We start from the raw sequence: 15491 nt of genomic DNA on the forward strand, positions 1-15491 counted from the left end.
ATATGAACATTCTCGTTACGGGTGGTGCAGGTTTCATAGGTTCTGCAGTGTGCCGTCATCTGGCCGTTGACCCCAAGATAAACGTCGTCAACTTCGATAAACTGACCTATGCAGGCAATCTGGCGTCTCTCCGCCAGATCGAAAATCACCCGAATTACAGCTTCCTTCAGGCTGATATTTGCGACGACCCGAGCGTGCTCGAAGCTTTGCGCACCCACGAAATCGACGTGGTTATGCATCTGGCGGCGGAAAGCCACGTAGATCGTTCAATCGATGGTCCTGGTGCGTTCATCGAGACGAATATCGTCGGAACGTTCCGCCTGCTCAATGCGACACTCGCTTACTGGCGAGAACTGCCGGAGTCGCGCAAATCGAGCTTCCGTTTCCACCATATTTCGACGGATGAGGTGTTTGGCGATTTGCCTTTCGATAGCGGCATTTTCACGGAAGAAACGCCATATCAGCCGTCGTCGCCTTATTCTGCCTCGAAAGCCGCATCCGATCATCTGGTGCGCGCATGGCATGAGACCTATGGACTGCCGGTCGTGCTGTCCAATTGCTCGAACAATTATGGGCCGTTCCATTTCCCGGAAAAACTGATCCCGTTGGTCGTTCTCAACGCACTCGATGAGAAGCCTTTGCCCGTTTATGGCGCAGGTGCAAATGTCCGTGACTGGCTCTATGTCGAGGATCATGCGCGAGCGCTGGCTCTAGTTGCGACGACAGGCAAGCTGGGGGAGAGCTACAATATTGGCGGACGTGCAGAACGCACTAACCTGAATGTGGTAGAAACGATCTGCGCGATTCTCGACACGAAACGGCCTCGCGCTAATGGCAAGAGCTATGCTGATCTGATCACTTTCGTAACGGATCGTCCCGGTCACGACCGCCGATATGCAATTGACGCCTCGAAGATCGAGCGTGAATTGGGCTGGAAGCCACAGGAAACCTTCGAGACAGGGCTTGAAAAGACCATTCAATGGTATCTCGATAACGGTTGGTGGTGGGAACCGATCCGCAGTGGCAATTACGCAGGTGAACGGCTTGGCAGTGCGGTGGCAAAAGAGGCCAAGGCATGAAAATCGTTGTCACGGGGCGGGAAGGACAGGTTGTACAGAGTCTTCTCGAAAAAGCATCCCAACGGCCCGATTTGCAAGTAATTGCACTGGGTCGTCCGGAACTGGATTTGGCGAAGCCTGAGACAGTGCGTAGCGCGATCACAGCGATCAAGCCAGACTTAGTCGTTTCTGCTGCCGCGTATACTGCGGTCGATTTGGCTGAGGATGAGCCTGAGTTAGCGCTTGCTGTAAATGCAACTGGCGTACAAGCGGTTGCCAAAGCGGCGGAAGCATGCGGTGTTCCCGTTATCCACATGTCGACGGATTATGTTTTCGCGGGTGACACCAACGAACCGTATGTCGAAACGGATATCACCGGACCTCGCAGCGTCTATGGGGAATCTAAGCTAGAAGGCGAACGTCTGGTTGCGCAAGCCAATCCAAAGCACATCATTTTGCGGACGGCTTGGGTCTATAGCCCCTTTGGCAAGAATTTCGTCAAGACGATGCTGAAGCTCGCAGAAACGCGCGATGCACTCTCGGTCGTTTCTGACCAGCAGGGTAATCCAACGAATGCGCTTGATATTGCTGACGCGATTATTCAGGTGGCGGATCGTTTGAGGGTAATGCCGGACTTTTCCGCTTATGGTGTTTATCATTTGGTAGGTACGGGCGATACGAACTGGAGTGACTTTGCACGCGCCATACTCAGTGAAAGCGCCAAGCTTGGTGGGCCAACAGCGACTGTCACGGATATCGCGACAGCAGATTATCCGACCAAGGCTGCCCGCCCTGCCAACTCACGCCTGTCTACTGCCAAGTTCCAGAAGGTGTTCAACTGGTCTGCGCCTCATTGGCACTCCTCACTGCGGAATGTTGTGGCTAGACTAGTATAATATCATAACGCCAATTTGTCCGTTTTCGGTCCCGGTCTCATTTCGATAAGCTGCTATAACTTTGACAGATCGAGGTTATCGGCTCTACATCGTCGCTTCACTAGTAAAGGACTGCCTGGGTCTCAAAACTCGATGATGCCTAAGACGCCCTGATTGCAACGGTTTTTGTTTTCCACTATCCCAATTGTTAAATAAGACTAGCTAATCGGAGCACCCTATGTGTGGAATTATCGGCATCATCGGAAATAACGAGGTCGCGCCGCGTCTGGTGGATGCGCTGAAGCGGCTTGAATATCGCGGTTATGATTCTGCCGGCATTGCCACGCTCCAAAATGGCAAACTTGATCGCCGTCGTGCTGAAGGCAAGCTCGTCAATCTCGAAAATCGCCTTGCTGGTGAACCACTTCCCGGCGTGATCGGCATCGGTCATACGCGCTGGGCAACGCACGGCAAGCCGGTTGAGCGCAACGCGCATCCGCACATCACCACCCGTTTGGCTGTGGTACATAACGGCATTATCGAAAACTTTGCTGAACTGCGTACCATGCTTGAAGCCGAAGGGCGCAAATTCGAGACCGAGACTGATACCGAAGCTGTGGCGCATCTCGTGACGCGCGAGCTGGAAAAGGGCAAGTCGCCGGTTGAAGCTGTACGCGACAGCCTGCCATTGTTGCAGGGTGCTTTTGCACTTGCTTTCCTGTTTGAAGGCGATGAAGAAACTCTGATCGGTGCGCGTCAGGGACCGCCACTGGCTGTCGGTTACGGCGAGGGTGAAATGTTCCTTGGTTCCGATGCCATCGCGTTGTCACCATTCACGGACACAATTGCTTATCTGGAAGATGGCGATTGGGCTGTGCTGACGCGCAAGGGTGTAACCGTCTATGACGAAACCAATGCCGAGGTCGAGCGCGAGATCCAAAAATCACAGACTGCAAATATGCTGGTGTCGAAGGGTAATCATCGCCACTTCATGCACAAGGAGATGTTCGAGCAGCCGGAAGTTATTTCCCATACGCTTGCAAACTATCTCGATTTCACCACCGGAAAAGTGCGTGAAGAGGCAGTCGGCATTGATTTCAGCAAGGTTGATCGTCTGACCATTTCTGCCTGCGGCACTGCCTTTTATGCAGCCTCAGTTGGCAAATACTGGTTCGAGCAGATTGCGCGTTTGCCGGTCGACAGTGATATCGCCTCGGAATTCCGCTACCGCGAAATGCCGCTTTCGAAGGATTCACTGGCGATGTTTGTTTCGCAGTCTGGCGAAACGGCTGATACTCTGGCTTCGCTGCGGTATTGCAAGCAGCAAGGCTTGAAGATTGCTTCCGTGGTCAATGTCACCGGCTCGACCATTGCGCGTGAATCGGATGCAATATTCCCGACGCTTGCCGGTCCTGAAATCGGTGTCGCTTCGACCAAGGCATTCACCTGTCAGCTGTCGACCATGGCGTCACTTGCAATTGCTGCCGCAAAGGCGCGCGGGGTGATTGACGACAAACGCGAGCAGGAACTGGTGCGTCAGCTTTCCGAAGCACCGCGTTTCATCAATCAGGTGTTGAAGCTTGAAGACCAGATTGCTGCGGTTTGCCATGAACTGGCGAAGGTCAATCATGTGCTTTACCTCGGTCGCGGCACGTCTTTCCCGCTGGCGATGGAAGGTGCGCTGAAGCTAAAGGAAATTTCCTATATTCATGCGGAAGGCTATGCAGCTGGTGAGCTGAAGCACGGACCGATTGCGCTGATCGATGAAACCATGCCGGTAATCGTCATTGCGCCGTCGGATCGTCTTTATGAGAAGACCGTTTCCAACATGCAGGAAGTCGCAGCACGCGGCGGTCGCATTATTCTGATCACCGATAAGAAGGGCGCTGCGGCAGCAAGTCTTGATACGATGGCAACGATCGTTCTGCCTGACGTGCCAGAATTTATCACGCCGCTGGTTTATGCTCTGCCGATCCAGATGCTGGCTTATCACACTGCGATTCTTATGGGTACTGACGTCGATCAGCCGCGTAATCTCGCGAAGTCGGTGACTGTTGAATAGCAACCAATCTGATCGCATCAGTGATCGAACAGTTATGGAATACGCGGCATCGCTCGAGGGGCGGTGCCGGGTTTATCGTTCGAGCGGAAATAATTTCCGCCTGTGCATGCCCCTTGACGCCGTGCGCCAACTGTAGCACAGACCTTTGACACATTTGGCGAATGTGAATAATGATTTATTGAAATCATTGAAGAATTTGATCTGGCTGGGAATCAGGCGTCCCAGACCTTCATTGTGGGTTAGATCCCGCACCGATTGCGGGCAGGGCGGTACAAATCCATCTCAGCTGTGTCAAACCCTTTTAACTCATAGCCACTGACCGTTTGGCTGTAGTCCTGACTACTTCAGCAGACAAACCTCGTCGGCAGCACCATGCGCAACGGCACATGGAACGCTTGCGACCTTTTTAACGGCTTCAGCCAGATCGGCAGCGATGTGAGCGATGGGTTGGATGCCGAATAGGTTTCGATAGTAAAAATCTTATAAGTTAAACGCTATTCGGCTGTGGAGCGGATCTGATCAAAAACGTGCCGCGCGAATTCAAATTGCCGTGCTGTCCCGCGCCCCATTGAATTTTTCCCCAGCGTTTCCGTGAGAATGCCGCGCTGAACAAGCAGATCCATGGTTTCAATCACTCCGCCGCGTGTCATCCCGGTAATTCTTATCACGGATGCGAGGGTTAATGGCTCATGAGCCTGATGCATCATGTAGAGCACGTTCAGCAACCCAATCTGCTTAATGCGTGATTGCGGGGTCTCGTCTTCGAGTGGCTTTTCCAGAATTTCCCGCAGGCCAAAATGGGCTAGCGCCTGATTTTGCCATCGTTCACTTAAATTGCTTGCCATTCTTTTAACTATCTATTATTTGTATAGTATGAAGTTGAGGCACACCAACTTCCGATAACGTGCCCAACAACTAATCGGAGGATGGGAGACATGAACAGCTTTCTCTTTCGCAGTGCAGTGGCAATTTTCGGGTTCGTTTCATCATATCTCAGTTTTGGTCAAAGCGCTCATGCTGGCGACTGGGGCTGCCAGGTTATCCTGTGCTTATCCAATCCCGGAGGGCCGATGCAGTATGGAGCATGTCGCCCGCCGGTGCAAAAACTATGGCGTTGGCTGGCCAGAGGCAAGTCGTTTCCCACCTGTAGCGGCGTCGGGTTTCAAAGTTCGCGCCCGCATTATGACCCTCTTTATTGCGATGACGGGTACAGCCTGACTGTTACCTATTCAGATAGGGCGCGTGAAGCATCCTGTGTTTCCACTTCCAGGCAGATCGTGAACAAAAGTCTGTGCAGGCATGATCGCGATTGGCCAAAGAACAGCTATGAACAAATCACGTCTACGCAGTGGCAATCAGAAAACGGACAGCTGCAATGTACGGGCTACGTAACGGCGCGCCCGCTTGTGCGCGAACAACCGAACTATATCGATGTGACGATTGACGGCGTTGGCAAGCAGCGGGTTTGGTTTTGATGATGCCGGTACCTTTTGTCGATCTCGCCCAGAGCTGCGCACCGATGATGGCTTCTGAAACGCTGGCTGGCATTGTCAGCCTGGAAAGCGGCTTTGCACCGTTCAATATTCGCATCAACAATGGCCCTCCCTTAAAGGAGCAGCCGGCATCGAAAGCCGAGGCGATAGAAATAGCCACAACACTGGCCGCCGAACATCAGGATATCCAGCTTGGTCTTGGCGGGATCAGTATCGATGATCTGAAGAAACTCAAGCTCTCAGTTTCTGACGCGTTCGATCCATGCGCCAATCTCCAGGCCACAGCGACCCTGCTTGAGGGCTATTATCGATTTGCCATCAGGATCGGGGACGACAAGTCGGTGGCTGGGAAGGTCATGCTGCAGTCGTTTTACGGTCGTGGCGATCCTTCCATCGGTGCGCTGGTCAAATATGACAGCCAGGTCCGGCGCGAAATTCAACGATTGAAGTCGACAATAGCGAAACTGACCATTGGCGGTCGCCAGGATGGTCGTGACCACAAGCAAACCGCGGTCACGCCGAACATCGTCGCGAATGTTGTGGCTGAGAATTCCAAGGAGGAGGACGCCTCCGACGAGGCGCCACCTTTGTGGGATGTGTTCAATTCCCGGCGAAGGTCGTCGATCCTTGTTTTTTCAAACAATCATGGAGCAAAATGAAATGACTATCGGTTCCCGAACTCGGTCGGTTGCAGCTTCCATCGTGATGGCAACCACCATCGTTGCAACGCTTGCCGAACCGGCCTTCGCCCAGGCTGCCGGCATTGAATCGATCCTTCAAAATGTCGTCGATATGCTAACAGGCAATATTTTCAGGCTGATAGCGACGATAGCGGTGATCATAATCGCGATCGCCTGGATGTTTGGTTATATGGACCTGCGGCGCGCCGGTTACTGGATCGTCGGGATCGGCGTGATTGCCGGCTCCTCCGAACTCGTCAACACAATCATCGGGAGCTGACCGGATGATGACGGTAGGGTCTCCGCTTGCAGAGGACACGTTGTTCATTGCCTGTACCCGGCCTGCGATGTTTGCAGGCGTCACGATGGAAGCGATGGGGATCAATGTCATTGCGACGACGATCTTCTACCTCGCTGCAGGTTCAGTCGCCTACGCGCTTGTCGGCATCGTGTTTCACTTCATCTTCCGCGCGCTAGTAAAGCATGACCACAATATGTTTCGCATCCTGCTTGCATGGGTAGAGACACGCGGGCGATCCCGAAACACGTCCTATTGGGGCGGCAGCTCGATCTCTCCGATGAAGCTGTCGCGTCGGTTTGATGAAAGGGACCTTGGTTTTGCCTAGCGTTGCAACGTTGAAATCCCGGGAGCTCGGCCCGGAGACCTTCATCCCCTATCTGCGCCACGTTGACGAGAATACGATTGCGCTGGAGTCACGAGCGCTGATGGTGATCATTGCACTCGACGGCGTTTCGTTCGAGACCGCAGATGTTCTGGATATCAACGCTCTGCACCGTGATCTCAATACGCTTCACAGGAACATTGCTGATGAGCGGCTTGCGCTCTGGACCCATCTGATCCGCCGACGCGACAATAGCTATCCCGCCGGAACCTTTAAAGCGCCGTTTTCAGCTCAGCTGAACGAAAAATATCGCGAGCGCATGATACGCGAGGATCTGTTTCGCAATGATCTGTATATCGCCATCGTATGGTCGCCACCGCGCGATTCTGCAGAAAAGGCGGCAAAGCTGCTGTCACGTCTTCGGCGTACACGTCGTGCGGGTATCGAACTCGACGAGGAGGCAATAAAGCAGCTCCGTGACAAGGTTATCGACCTTACGGCGGGCCTGAAGCGGTTCGAGCCGCGGGTCCTCTCGCTCTACGAACAGGATGATCTGCTATTTTCTGAGCCGAGCGAAGTCTTGCACCAGCTCGTCGGCGGACGATCGGAACCGGTTCCGCTCACCGAGGGGCGTATTGCATCTGCGATCTATTCCGACCGCGTCATCGTCGGTCGCGAGACAATAGAAATTCGGCATGAGGCTGAGAGCCGTTTTGCGGGAATGCTGAGTTTCAAGGATTATCCCGCCGCCACAAGGCCCGGAATGCTGGCTGGCGTTCTAACCAGTCCTTTTGAACTGATCCTGTCACAGTCCTTTGCCTTTGTCTCCAAGGCTGATGCCCGTACCATCATGGGCCGCAAGCAAAACCAAATGCTGAGCAGTGGAGATAAGGCAGCTTCGCAGATCGAAGAACTCGATGACGCGATGGACGATCTGGAATCAAACCGGTTCGTTCTTGGTGAACATCATCTGTCTCTTGCGGTCTTCGCTCCAACAGTGAAAGACCTGACTGATCATCTTGCCAAGGCACGCGCCAGTTTGACCAATGGCGGTGCTGTCGTAGCGCGGGAGGATCTCGGCCTGGAAGCTGCCTGGTGGGCGCAGCTTCCAGGCAATTTCAGATATCGAGCTCGGTCCGGTGCAATTACCTCACGCAATTTTGCAGCGCTCTCGCCGTTCCATTCTTATCCGGTCGGTCAGAAAGACGGCAATGAATGGGGCGCTGCAGTAGCCCTTTTGAAAACTGCATCCGGCTCTCCCTACTATTTCAATTTCCATGACAGTGATCTTGGCAACACGTTCATTTGCGGCCCATCTGGTGCCGGCAAGACGGTGCTTTTGAATTTCATGCTGTCGCAACTCGAAAAACATGATCCGCATGTCGTATTTTTTGACAAGGACCGTGGCGCGGAACTTTATGTGCGCGCGGCGGGCGGCGTCTATCATTCGCTTAGAAATGGCAAGCCGACCGGCTGTGCGCCGCTGAAGGCGCTCGATCTGACACCGGAAAACAAGGTCTTCCTGGCGAACTGGGTTGGAAAGCTCGTCGGATCGCGGACGCGGGAATTATCTGTCACCGAATTGCGAGATATCGCCGCTGCAATTGACGCACTTGCCGATTTGTCCGTGGAACAACGCACGATCGGTGCGCTTCGAACTTTTCTTGACAATACGAACCCCGAAGGGATCGCAGCCCGGTTGCGTCGATGGGAGCGGGGAGGCCCGCTTGGCTGGGTCTTCGACAATCCAAGCGAGAATATCGGATTGGGGACATTCGGTGTTGGCGGAATCATGGTCGGTTACGACATGACCGATTTTCTGGATAATGAGGAAATCCGCACACCCTTGATGGCCTATCTGTTCCACCGCGTCGAGCAGCTGATCGATGGACGGCGTATCATCATCGTCATCGATGAATTCTGGAAAGCGTTGCAGGATGAGGATTTTCGGGATCTGGCGCAAAACAAGCTGAAGACAATCCGCAAGCAAAATGGCCTCATGCTGTTTGCAACGCAAAGCCCGCGTGACGCAATCAATTCGCCGATCGCCCACACCATCATCGAACAGTGCCCCACGCAAATCTTTTTGCCAAATTCACGGGGCAGCCATGCGGATTATGTCGACGGCTTTAAACTGACAGAGCGTGAATATGAACTGATCGCGCGCGAACTTTCCGTCGAAAGCCGACGTTTTGTCCTTAAACAGGGACACAAAAGCGTCGTGGCGGAGCTAAACCTCCATGGCTTTGACGACGAGCTCGCCATTCTTTCCGGACGCACCGCCAGTGTCGAACTTGCAGATAGCATCCGCACGGAGGTTGGGGACAGGCCCGAAGATTGGCTTCCGATTTTCCAGCAACGAAGGAGTGCAAGCTGATGGCGATAAACAGACCGTGTGGAGCAGTAGTTGCTACTGCGATGATCTTATCACTCAAGGCAGCTGGTGCGCAGGGCATTCCGGTCGTTGACCAGACCTCTATTCTAAAACAGATAGAGAGCATCACCCAGCTGAAATCCCAACTCGATGCGCTTCATCAGCAGATTGATCAGGCACAGCAACTTTATGGCTCGCTCAACAAGCTGACTGATATGGCGAATGTCGCCAACGTCTTGAACGATCCGGAGATACGAAAGGCACTGCCTTCAGATTTCGTTTCCATTGAAGGTCTGTTCAAAGGCAGCGGATCAGGCAGCATCGGGCAATCCGCATCAAAATTTCTCGAAAGCAATTCGAGCTATCAAACGGGCGCTGATGATTTTTATGCGAAGGAGCTATCGCGTATTCAGAACAAGAATGCCGGTCAGATGAGCCTCGGTCAGCAGATCTATGATGCTGCAACGAAACGTATCGACGGGATTGACGAATTGCGTGAGAAAATCTCATCGACAGGTGACGCCAAAGGTATCGCTGACTTGCAAGCCCGGCTTCAGGCGGAACAGGCTTTTCTCCAGACGGATGTCCTGCGAATGGAGGGACTGCAAATGGTGCAGCGCGCGCAAACCGAGGTCGATGAACAGCGCAAGGCGGAAGACTGGCGCCAGCGCATGGACAGCATGAAGGCGGCGCTTAAATGAGGGCGCTTGTTACCATGACAGTGCTTGGCCTTCTTGCCGGTTGTTCCGATGATATTGGCCCGACCTATACCGTCGAAGAGCTCATCCGAGATGAAAGTTTGCTGAGCCGTATTCTCACCGAATGCCGTAACAATCCAGGCGATCTTGGTGGTGCCAGTAATTGTGTGAATGCCGAAGCTGCGGATGGCAAGCTGCGGCTCCAGAACATGCGCGAAGCGCTCAGGAACTGATGCCATGTATCAGGTATTCGACTTCATCGACAGTCAGTTCCAGCGACCATTGGAGACGTTCGTTTCCGATGGTACATCAAACATAGCCGAATGGGTGACAGGCCCACTCACTGCTGCAGTAACCCTCTATATCGTGCTTTATGGCTATCTGGTGCTGCGTGGTTCGGTTAGTGATCCGATCGTCGAATTTGTCTTCCGGGCCATCAAGCTCGCGATCATCGTCATGCTGGTCAGAAATGCAGGCGAATACCAGACCTATGTCACGAACATCTTCTTTAATGTGCTGCCGCATGAAATCGCGCAGGCGCTGAATTCTGGCGCATCACCAAGCGCCAGCACCTTTGACAGCCTTCTCGACAAGGGCCAGGCATCAGCAACAGATATCTGGTCACGCGCCGCCTGGCCGATCGATATCGTCACCGGCGTTGCCGGGATGATGGTGATTGCGGTGAGTTTCCTTGTCGCCGGCATCGGCTATGTGGTTTCACTATATGCGCGCCTTGCGCTTGCCATCGTGCTGGCGATTGGTCCGATCTTCATCGCACTTGCCATGTTCCAATCGACCAGACGTTTTACCGAGGCCTGGATCGGACAACTTGCCAATTTCGTTATCCTGCAGGTCCTTGTTGTCGCGGTGGGTTCGCTACTGATCTCGTGTATTGATTCAACCTTCACGACAATTGATGGCTATTCCGATGTCCTCATGCGCCCGATTGCACTTTGCGCCATCGGAATTGCTGCACTTTACGTCTTTTATCAGCTCCCTGGCATTGCATCGGCACTTGCTTCCGGAGGAGCGTCGCTTGCCTACGGCCACAGCACCGCGCGTGATGCGCATGAAGGCATGCTTGCGCGTGGCACCAGGAGCACAGGGCGTCTTGTTATGCGCACCGCTCGTCTGGTCGGACGAACGGTCGGCTCCAGAGAAACGGGAGCATGACGCAAGGCCGTTCCACATTTTTGGCTCGATAACGCTCTCATAAAATCAGAAAGGGTCCTCCCCAATGATCAGGCTTTCCCTGCTGCTTGCGATAGCGCTCATTCTGAGTGGCTGCGCTTCGCTGAGCTATCCCTTGCCGAAGTGTAATGGCTATTCCCGCCGTCCGCTCAATAGTTCGATGTGGCAATGGGAAGGCAACCGGAACCTGAAATCGCAGCAATCGAACGCGGGGTCGTCGGTTCCGGTCATGCCTTATATGGAGCAATCGAAGGGAGCATCTGCCTTCGACCATCTCGACATTGACGGCTCCTATGGTCCTTGCGCGGAGTGAAGTCATGGTCCCTGCAGATAATCTCAAGAGCTATTTTGAAAAAGCGCGCCGTTTCGACCAGGACCGGTTGATCCAGATTGAGCGATCGAACCGTATTGCCTGGTCGATCGCGATAGCTGCAAGCCTTGTTGCTGTCGTTTCGGTCTGTGCGATTGCCGGACTGACACCGCTCAAGACCGTAGAACCCTTTGTTGTCCGGGTCGATAATTCAACCGGTATTGTTGATGTGGTTTCCGCACTGACATCGACGGCTGGCACCTATGATGAAGCGGTGACCAAATATTTTGCTGCAAAATATGTTCGTGCCCGCGAGGGATATGTCTGGAGCGAGGCGCAAGAGAATTTCAGGACGATTGCACTTTTGTCAGTGCAGGCTGAGCAGGATCGTTTTGCGGGCCATTATCGCGGCAGCAATCCTGAATCGCCGCAGGTCACCTATGGTCGCGCGGCGACAGCGAGGATCAGCATTGCCTCCATATCGCTAATCAACCAGAACGTCATTTCCGTTCGCTATATGCGCACCGTGACCCGCGGCGAAGACGTGCGTGCGACCCATTGGGTTGCGACGCTCACTTTTTCCTACGCCAACGCGCCGATGTCTTCGACAGACCGGCTGGTCAATCCGCTTGGTTTCGTGGTCAGCGAATATCGCTCCGATCCGGAGGCAATCAATTGATACGAAAAATCCTCATTTTCACAGCTCTCACTGCCGGAACCATTTCCAGCGCGCATGCGCTCGATATTCCACGCGGGGGTCCACAAGATAGCCGCGTCCGCTTCGTCAATTACCAGCCCTATAACATCACGAAGATTGTCGGCTCGCTGCGTTCTTCCGTGCAGGTGGAATTTGCGACCGACGAGGAGATCGCGCATGTAGCACTCGGCAACAGCGTGGCGTGGGAAGTTGCTCCTGCTGGCAATATCCTGTTTTTAAAGCCGCGTGAAAAGCAGCCGGTTACGAATATTTCCGTTGTGACGACAAGGCGTGATGGTTCGACGCGCAGCTATCAGATGGAACTGACCGTGCGCGACGGACCTGTCGAAGCTGGTCAAAACACTTACTTCTATGTGAAGTTCCGATATCCCGGTGATGAAGCAGAGGCCCGACGCCTACAGGCTCAATCTCGCGCCCGCGAAGCGCAGGCGAAGGCCGCCGGCGATGTTCTCGCGCTTCATGAGGCTTATGGTCCGCGGAACTGGCACTATTCAGCGCAAGGCGCTCGGTGGCTTGAACCGCAGAGCGTCTATGACAATGGCAAGATCACGACATTTGTCTTTGTCGGCAATCAGGAAATGCCCGCAATCTATATGGAAAATTCCGATGGTTCGGAAAGCCTGGTGCCGAAATCTGTCGATGGCAATCTGGTCATGGTCCACGCGATCAGCCGCAAGTTTATTCTGCGTCGGGGCAAGGATGTCATTTGCGTTTTCAACGAAGCTTATAACAGCGTCGGCATCAATCCCGATACCAGTACGACGTCGCCGTCGGTCGAACGCGTCGTGAAAACTGATCCTGCGGCGCAATAGGGGAGGGATATAGTCATGGCACAGGAAGAAGAAACCCATATTCCCGGTGAGCGCGCCGAGACGACTGTCGGTCGGCGCATAGACAATAATCCGGTTCTCAAACGCGGCGCGGTCGCGCTGGCCGTTGTGGCGTTCGTGGGCTTTTCCATCTGGTCCACCTCGGAAAAAAAGGACAAGGACGACCAGACACGACCTGAGCGTGTTGTCATTCGCCAGACCAATGATTTTGAGCCGGTAAAGGAAAAAGCGGAGCCGGTTCTGCCCGTTCCAGAGACAAAGGTGGCATTGCCCACACCTGCGCTTCAGCCTGTTGCGCCAGAAAAGGACGAATTGCTTGATTCCGCGCGGCGCGCACCAGTCATTGCCTATAGCCGGGGACAAAATAGTGCGCCGTCACGTCAGGCAGCCAGTGATCAACTTGCATCGATGGATAGTAACTTTGTGCCTCTTACCAGCGACATGTCAGGTCAGAACCAGGCAAATAGTGATCGGCAACGCTTCGATAGTTTCCTGCGGCCGACGAAGCTTGAAGGCTCGCGTGCCGGTACGCTTGGCAATCGTGATTTCATCGTCGCGATGGGTACTTCCATTCCTTGCGTGCTGGAAACGGCGCTGGCCTCTGATCAGCCAGGTTTTACGAGCTGTGTGATCAATCGCGATGTTCTTTCCGACAATGGCCGGGTTGTTCTGATGGAAAAGGGGACGCAGGTTGTTGGGGAATATCGTGGCGGCCTTCAGCGCGGCCAAAAGAGGCTGTTTGTGCTATGGAACAGTGCAAAAACACCCAAAGGCGTGATTGTCACGCTCGCTTCTCCCGCAACGGATCTGCTCGGCCGTGCCGGCGTTGACGGCCATGTCGACACGCATTGGTGGGAGAGGTTTGGAAGTGCGTTGCTTTTGTCCATCGTCGGCGATGCAACGAGCTATACCAACAGCCGTTTGCAGGACAGTGAATTTGATGCGCAAAAGACCGCGAGTGCTGGCCAGCAGGCGGCGGCAATTGCCGTTGAGCAGTCGATTAACATTCCCCCGACCTTGAACAAACACCAGGGAGAACTCGTCTCGATCTTCGTGGCTCGTGATCTCGACTTCTCTAGCGTCTACCGTCTGCGTGTAACCGAACCGAGGAACCGCATCTTCGACAGGGCGGTGCAGGGTGACTTTATCCCGGATTCGACGATCGTGACGAAGTAGGAGTGCTTGATGACGGAGGAAACCGATGCAGCCGTCGTTCGCGAACTGTTATCGCCACTTGCGATCTTCCTTGCAGACAAATCGCTTTATGAGGTGATTATCAATCGGCCCGGTGAAATACTTACCGAAGGACCAAATGGGTGGCAGGTCCATGATGCCCCGGACCTGACATTCGAAAAGCTGATGCGCCTTGCGCGGGCCGTTGCAACCTTTTCCAACCAGTCCATTGATGAAAAACGCCCCATTCTTTCGGCAACACTTCCAGACAACGAGCGCATTCAGATCGTCATACCTCCAGCCACCACCGATAACACCGTCAGTATCACGATCCGTAAACCATCATCGGTGGATCTGGCGCTAACAGACCTTGAGGAAAAGGGATTCTTTTGTGACGCGAGGCGCACAGGCGTCAGATTATCCACACAGGATATGAAACTGGTTGAGCTATATCATGACGGCGCCTACATGCAGTTCCTGCGAGAGGCAGTCATTGCACGAAGGAACATCGTTATCTCAGGGGCGACGGGCTCTGCCAAAACCACGCTTTCCAAAGCCCTCATCAAGCATATTCCCCAAAATGAACGGGTAATCTCAATCGAGGATACGCCGGAACTGGTTATCCCACAGCCCAATCATGTGCGGCTTTACTATTCCAAGGGTGGTCAGGGTCTTTCGGGCGCCGGGCCGCGCGAACTTCTGGAATCGTGCCTGCGCATGCGACCAGATCGCATCCTTTTGCAGGAGCTTCGTGACGGAACCGCCTTTTACTACATTCGAAACGTCAATTCCGGGCATCCCGGTTCGATAACCACCGTTCACGCCGGATCGGCAGAATTGGCATTCGAGCAGCTGGCAACACTGGTGAAGGAATCGGAAGCAGGACGTGACCTTGAACGTTCAGACGTGCTTTCGTCGTTGCGGATTGCCATCGATATCGTCGTGCAATGCAAACGCATCGATGGAACATTCAGAGCGACTGAAATCTATTATCGGGACGCAGTTCCGGGAGAACGGATTGTGCAAAGATCGCGATCTGCCTGCGACATGAACGGCTTTACTAAGCGCTACATTCACGTTGGCAAGTGATGACGTCACGACTGCACTTCATTTGCGAGTCGACGATGCACAATGGGTATCGAGGAGGGCTATACGCCTGACGCTGTCTGCAACGAATGGAGGTGAAATGCTGGCCGGATGTGGGCAAAGCGCCCAGTCGTGGCCCGGCAAGCGCGAGGTTGCGGATTGGGTGGCCAGAAATGATTAGCCGCTTCATCGGTTACTCCACACCATTCCCGTTTTATGTCGCTCGTATAGACGAGGGTCAGCTTTTGCGGCCAACCCCTGACGGGGTAAGACTCGCCCGCATTTTTTGCAAAATTCGATTTAGTTTTTCCATGCGAGGG

The 15491-nt window shown here is 53.9% G+C and carries 17 protein-coding genes; 16 read left to right on the plus strand and 1 reads right to left on the minus strand.

The features are described 5' to 3' along the window. Positions 1-2 precede the first annotated feature (2 nt). The 3 genes from rfbB (at position 3) to glmS (ending at position 3995) form a co-directional block, all read left to right on the plus strand. A complete protein-coding gene (gene rfbB / locus CES85_RS07125; protein ID WP_095445238.1) occupies positions 3-1079 on the plus strand; it encodes a dTDP-glucose 4,6-dehydratase in 1077 nt (358 codons plus the stop codon). Next, the gene (rfbD, locus tag CES85_RS07130) at positions 1076-1954 is read left to right on the plus strand and encodes a dTDP-4-dehydrorhamnose reductase (protein WP_095445239.1); all 879 of its coding nucleotides are present in this window, start codon (positions 1076-1078) and stop codon (positions 1952-1954) included. Before rfbB ends, rfbD begins: the two co-directional genes overlap by 4 nt. A gap of 217 nt (positions 1955-2171) precedes the next feature. After that, entirely contained in the window at positions 2172-3995 is a 1824-nt protein-coding gene (gene glmS, locus CES85_RS07135) for a glutamine--fructose-6-phosphate transaminase (isomerizing) (protein WP_095444188.1), read from the plus strand. Positions 3996-4489: 494 nt separating this feature from the next. Here glmS and CES85_RS07140 read toward each other — a convergent pair whose 3' ends face one another. Then, positions 4490-4840 carry a transcriptional regulator gene (locus tag CES85_RS07140; protein ID WP_095445240.1) on the minus strand — a complete coding sequence of 117 codons (351 nt, stop codon included), beginning with the start codon at positions 4838-4840 and terminating at the stop codon, positions 4490-4492. A 90-nt stretch (positions 4841-4930) separates the two neighbouring features. Between CES85_RS07140 and CES85_RS07145 the strand changes: the two genes are divergently transcribed. The 13 genes from CES85_RS07145 (at position 4931) to virB11 (ending at position 15174) form a co-directional block, all read left to right on the plus strand. Continuing rightward, complete coding sequence (locus tag CES85_RS07145) at positions 4931-5470, plus strand: hypothetical protein (RefSeq protein ID WP_095445241.1); 540 nt, start codon at positions 4931-4933, stop codon at positions 5468-5470. Positions 5471-5472: 2 nt separating this feature from the next. Next, positions 5473-6147: a lytic transglycosylase domain-containing protein gene (locus CES85_RS07150; RefSeq protein ID WP_095445742.1), complete on the plus strand. Its 675-nt coding sequence runs from the start codon at positions 5473-5475 to the stop codon at positions 6145-6147. 1 nt (position 6148) lies between these two features. Further along, positions 6149-6448 carry a TrbC/VirB2 family protein gene (locus CES85_RS07155; RefSeq protein WP_095445242.1) on the plus strand — a complete coding sequence of 100 codons (300 nt, stop codon included), beginning with the start codon at positions 6149-6151 and terminating at the stop codon, positions 6446-6448. A gap of 7 nt (positions 6449-6455) precedes the next feature. Further along, positions 6456-6794: a VirB3 family type IV secretion system protein gene (locus CES85_RS07160; protein WP_095445744.1), complete on the plus strand. Its 339-nt coding sequence runs from the start codon at positions 6456-6458 to the stop codon at positions 6792-6794. Beyond that, entirely contained in the window at positions 6787-9168 is a 2382-nt protein-coding gene (locus CES85_RS07165; RefSeq protein ID WP_095445743.1) for a VirB4 family type IV secretion system protein, read from the plus strand. The genes CES85_RS07160 and CES85_RS07165 overlap by 8 nt, the downstream gene beginning before the upstream one ends. Beyond that, positions 9168-9866, plus strand: coding sequence for a P-type DNA transfer protein VirB5 (gene virB5, locus CES85_RS07170; protein ID WP_095445243.1), 699 nt, complete (start codon positions 9168-9170; stop codon positions 9864-9866). The genes CES85_RS07165 and virB5 overlap by 1 nt, the downstream gene beginning before the upstream one ends. After that, positions 9863-10096: an EexN family lipoprotein gene (locus tag CES85_RS07175; protein WP_095445244.1), complete on the plus strand. Its 234-nt coding sequence runs from the start codon at positions 9863-9865 to the stop codon at positions 10094-10096. Before virB5 ends, CES85_RS07175 begins: the two co-directional genes overlap by 4 nt. 4 nt (positions 10097-10100) lie before the next feature. Then, entirely contained in the window at positions 10101-11036 is a 936-nt protein-coding gene (locus CES85_RS07180) for a TrbL/VirB6 family protein (RefSeq protein ID WP_095445245.1), read from the plus strand. A 64-nt stretch (positions 11037-11100) separates the two neighbouring features. Beyond that, a complete protein-coding gene (locus CES85_RS07185) occupies positions 11101-11367 on the plus strand; it encodes a hypothetical protein (RefSeq protein ID WP_095445246.1) in 267 nt (88 codons plus the stop codon). Positions 11368-11371: 4 nt separating this feature from the next. Next, on the plus strand, positions 11372-12043 hold the full coding sequence (locus CES85_RS07190; protein WP_095445247.1) for a VirB8 family type IV secretion system protein: 672 nt from the start codon (positions 11372-11374) through the stop codon (positions 12041-12043). Then, positions 12040-12894 (plus strand): P-type conjugative transfer protein VirB9, encoded by an 855-nt coding sequence (gene virB9, locus CES85_RS07195; protein WP_167388255.1) that lies wholly within the window; start codon positions 12040-12042, stop codon positions 12892-12894. Before CES85_RS07190 ends, virB9 begins: the two co-directional genes overlap by 4 nt. Positions 12895-12909: 15 nt before the next feature. After that, entirely contained in the window at positions 12910-14088 is a 1179-nt protein-coding gene (gene virB10, locus CES85_RS07200; RefSeq protein WP_095445248.1) for a type IV secretion system protein VirB10, read from the plus strand. 9 nt (positions 14089-14097) lie between these two features. Next, positions 14098-15174 (plus strand): P-type DNA transfer ATPase VirB11, encoded by a 1077-nt coding sequence (gene virB11 / locus CES85_RS07205; protein WP_095445249.1) that lies wholly within the window; start codon positions 14098-14100, stop codon positions 15172-15174. Positions 15175-15491 lie beyond the last annotated feature (317 nt).

The sequence above is a fragment of the Ochrobactrum quorumnocens genome (assembly GCF_002278035.1).
GTDB classification, from domain to species: Bacteria; Pseudomonadota; Alphaproteobacteria; order Rhizobiales; family Rhizobiaceae; genus Brucella; species Brucella quorumnocens.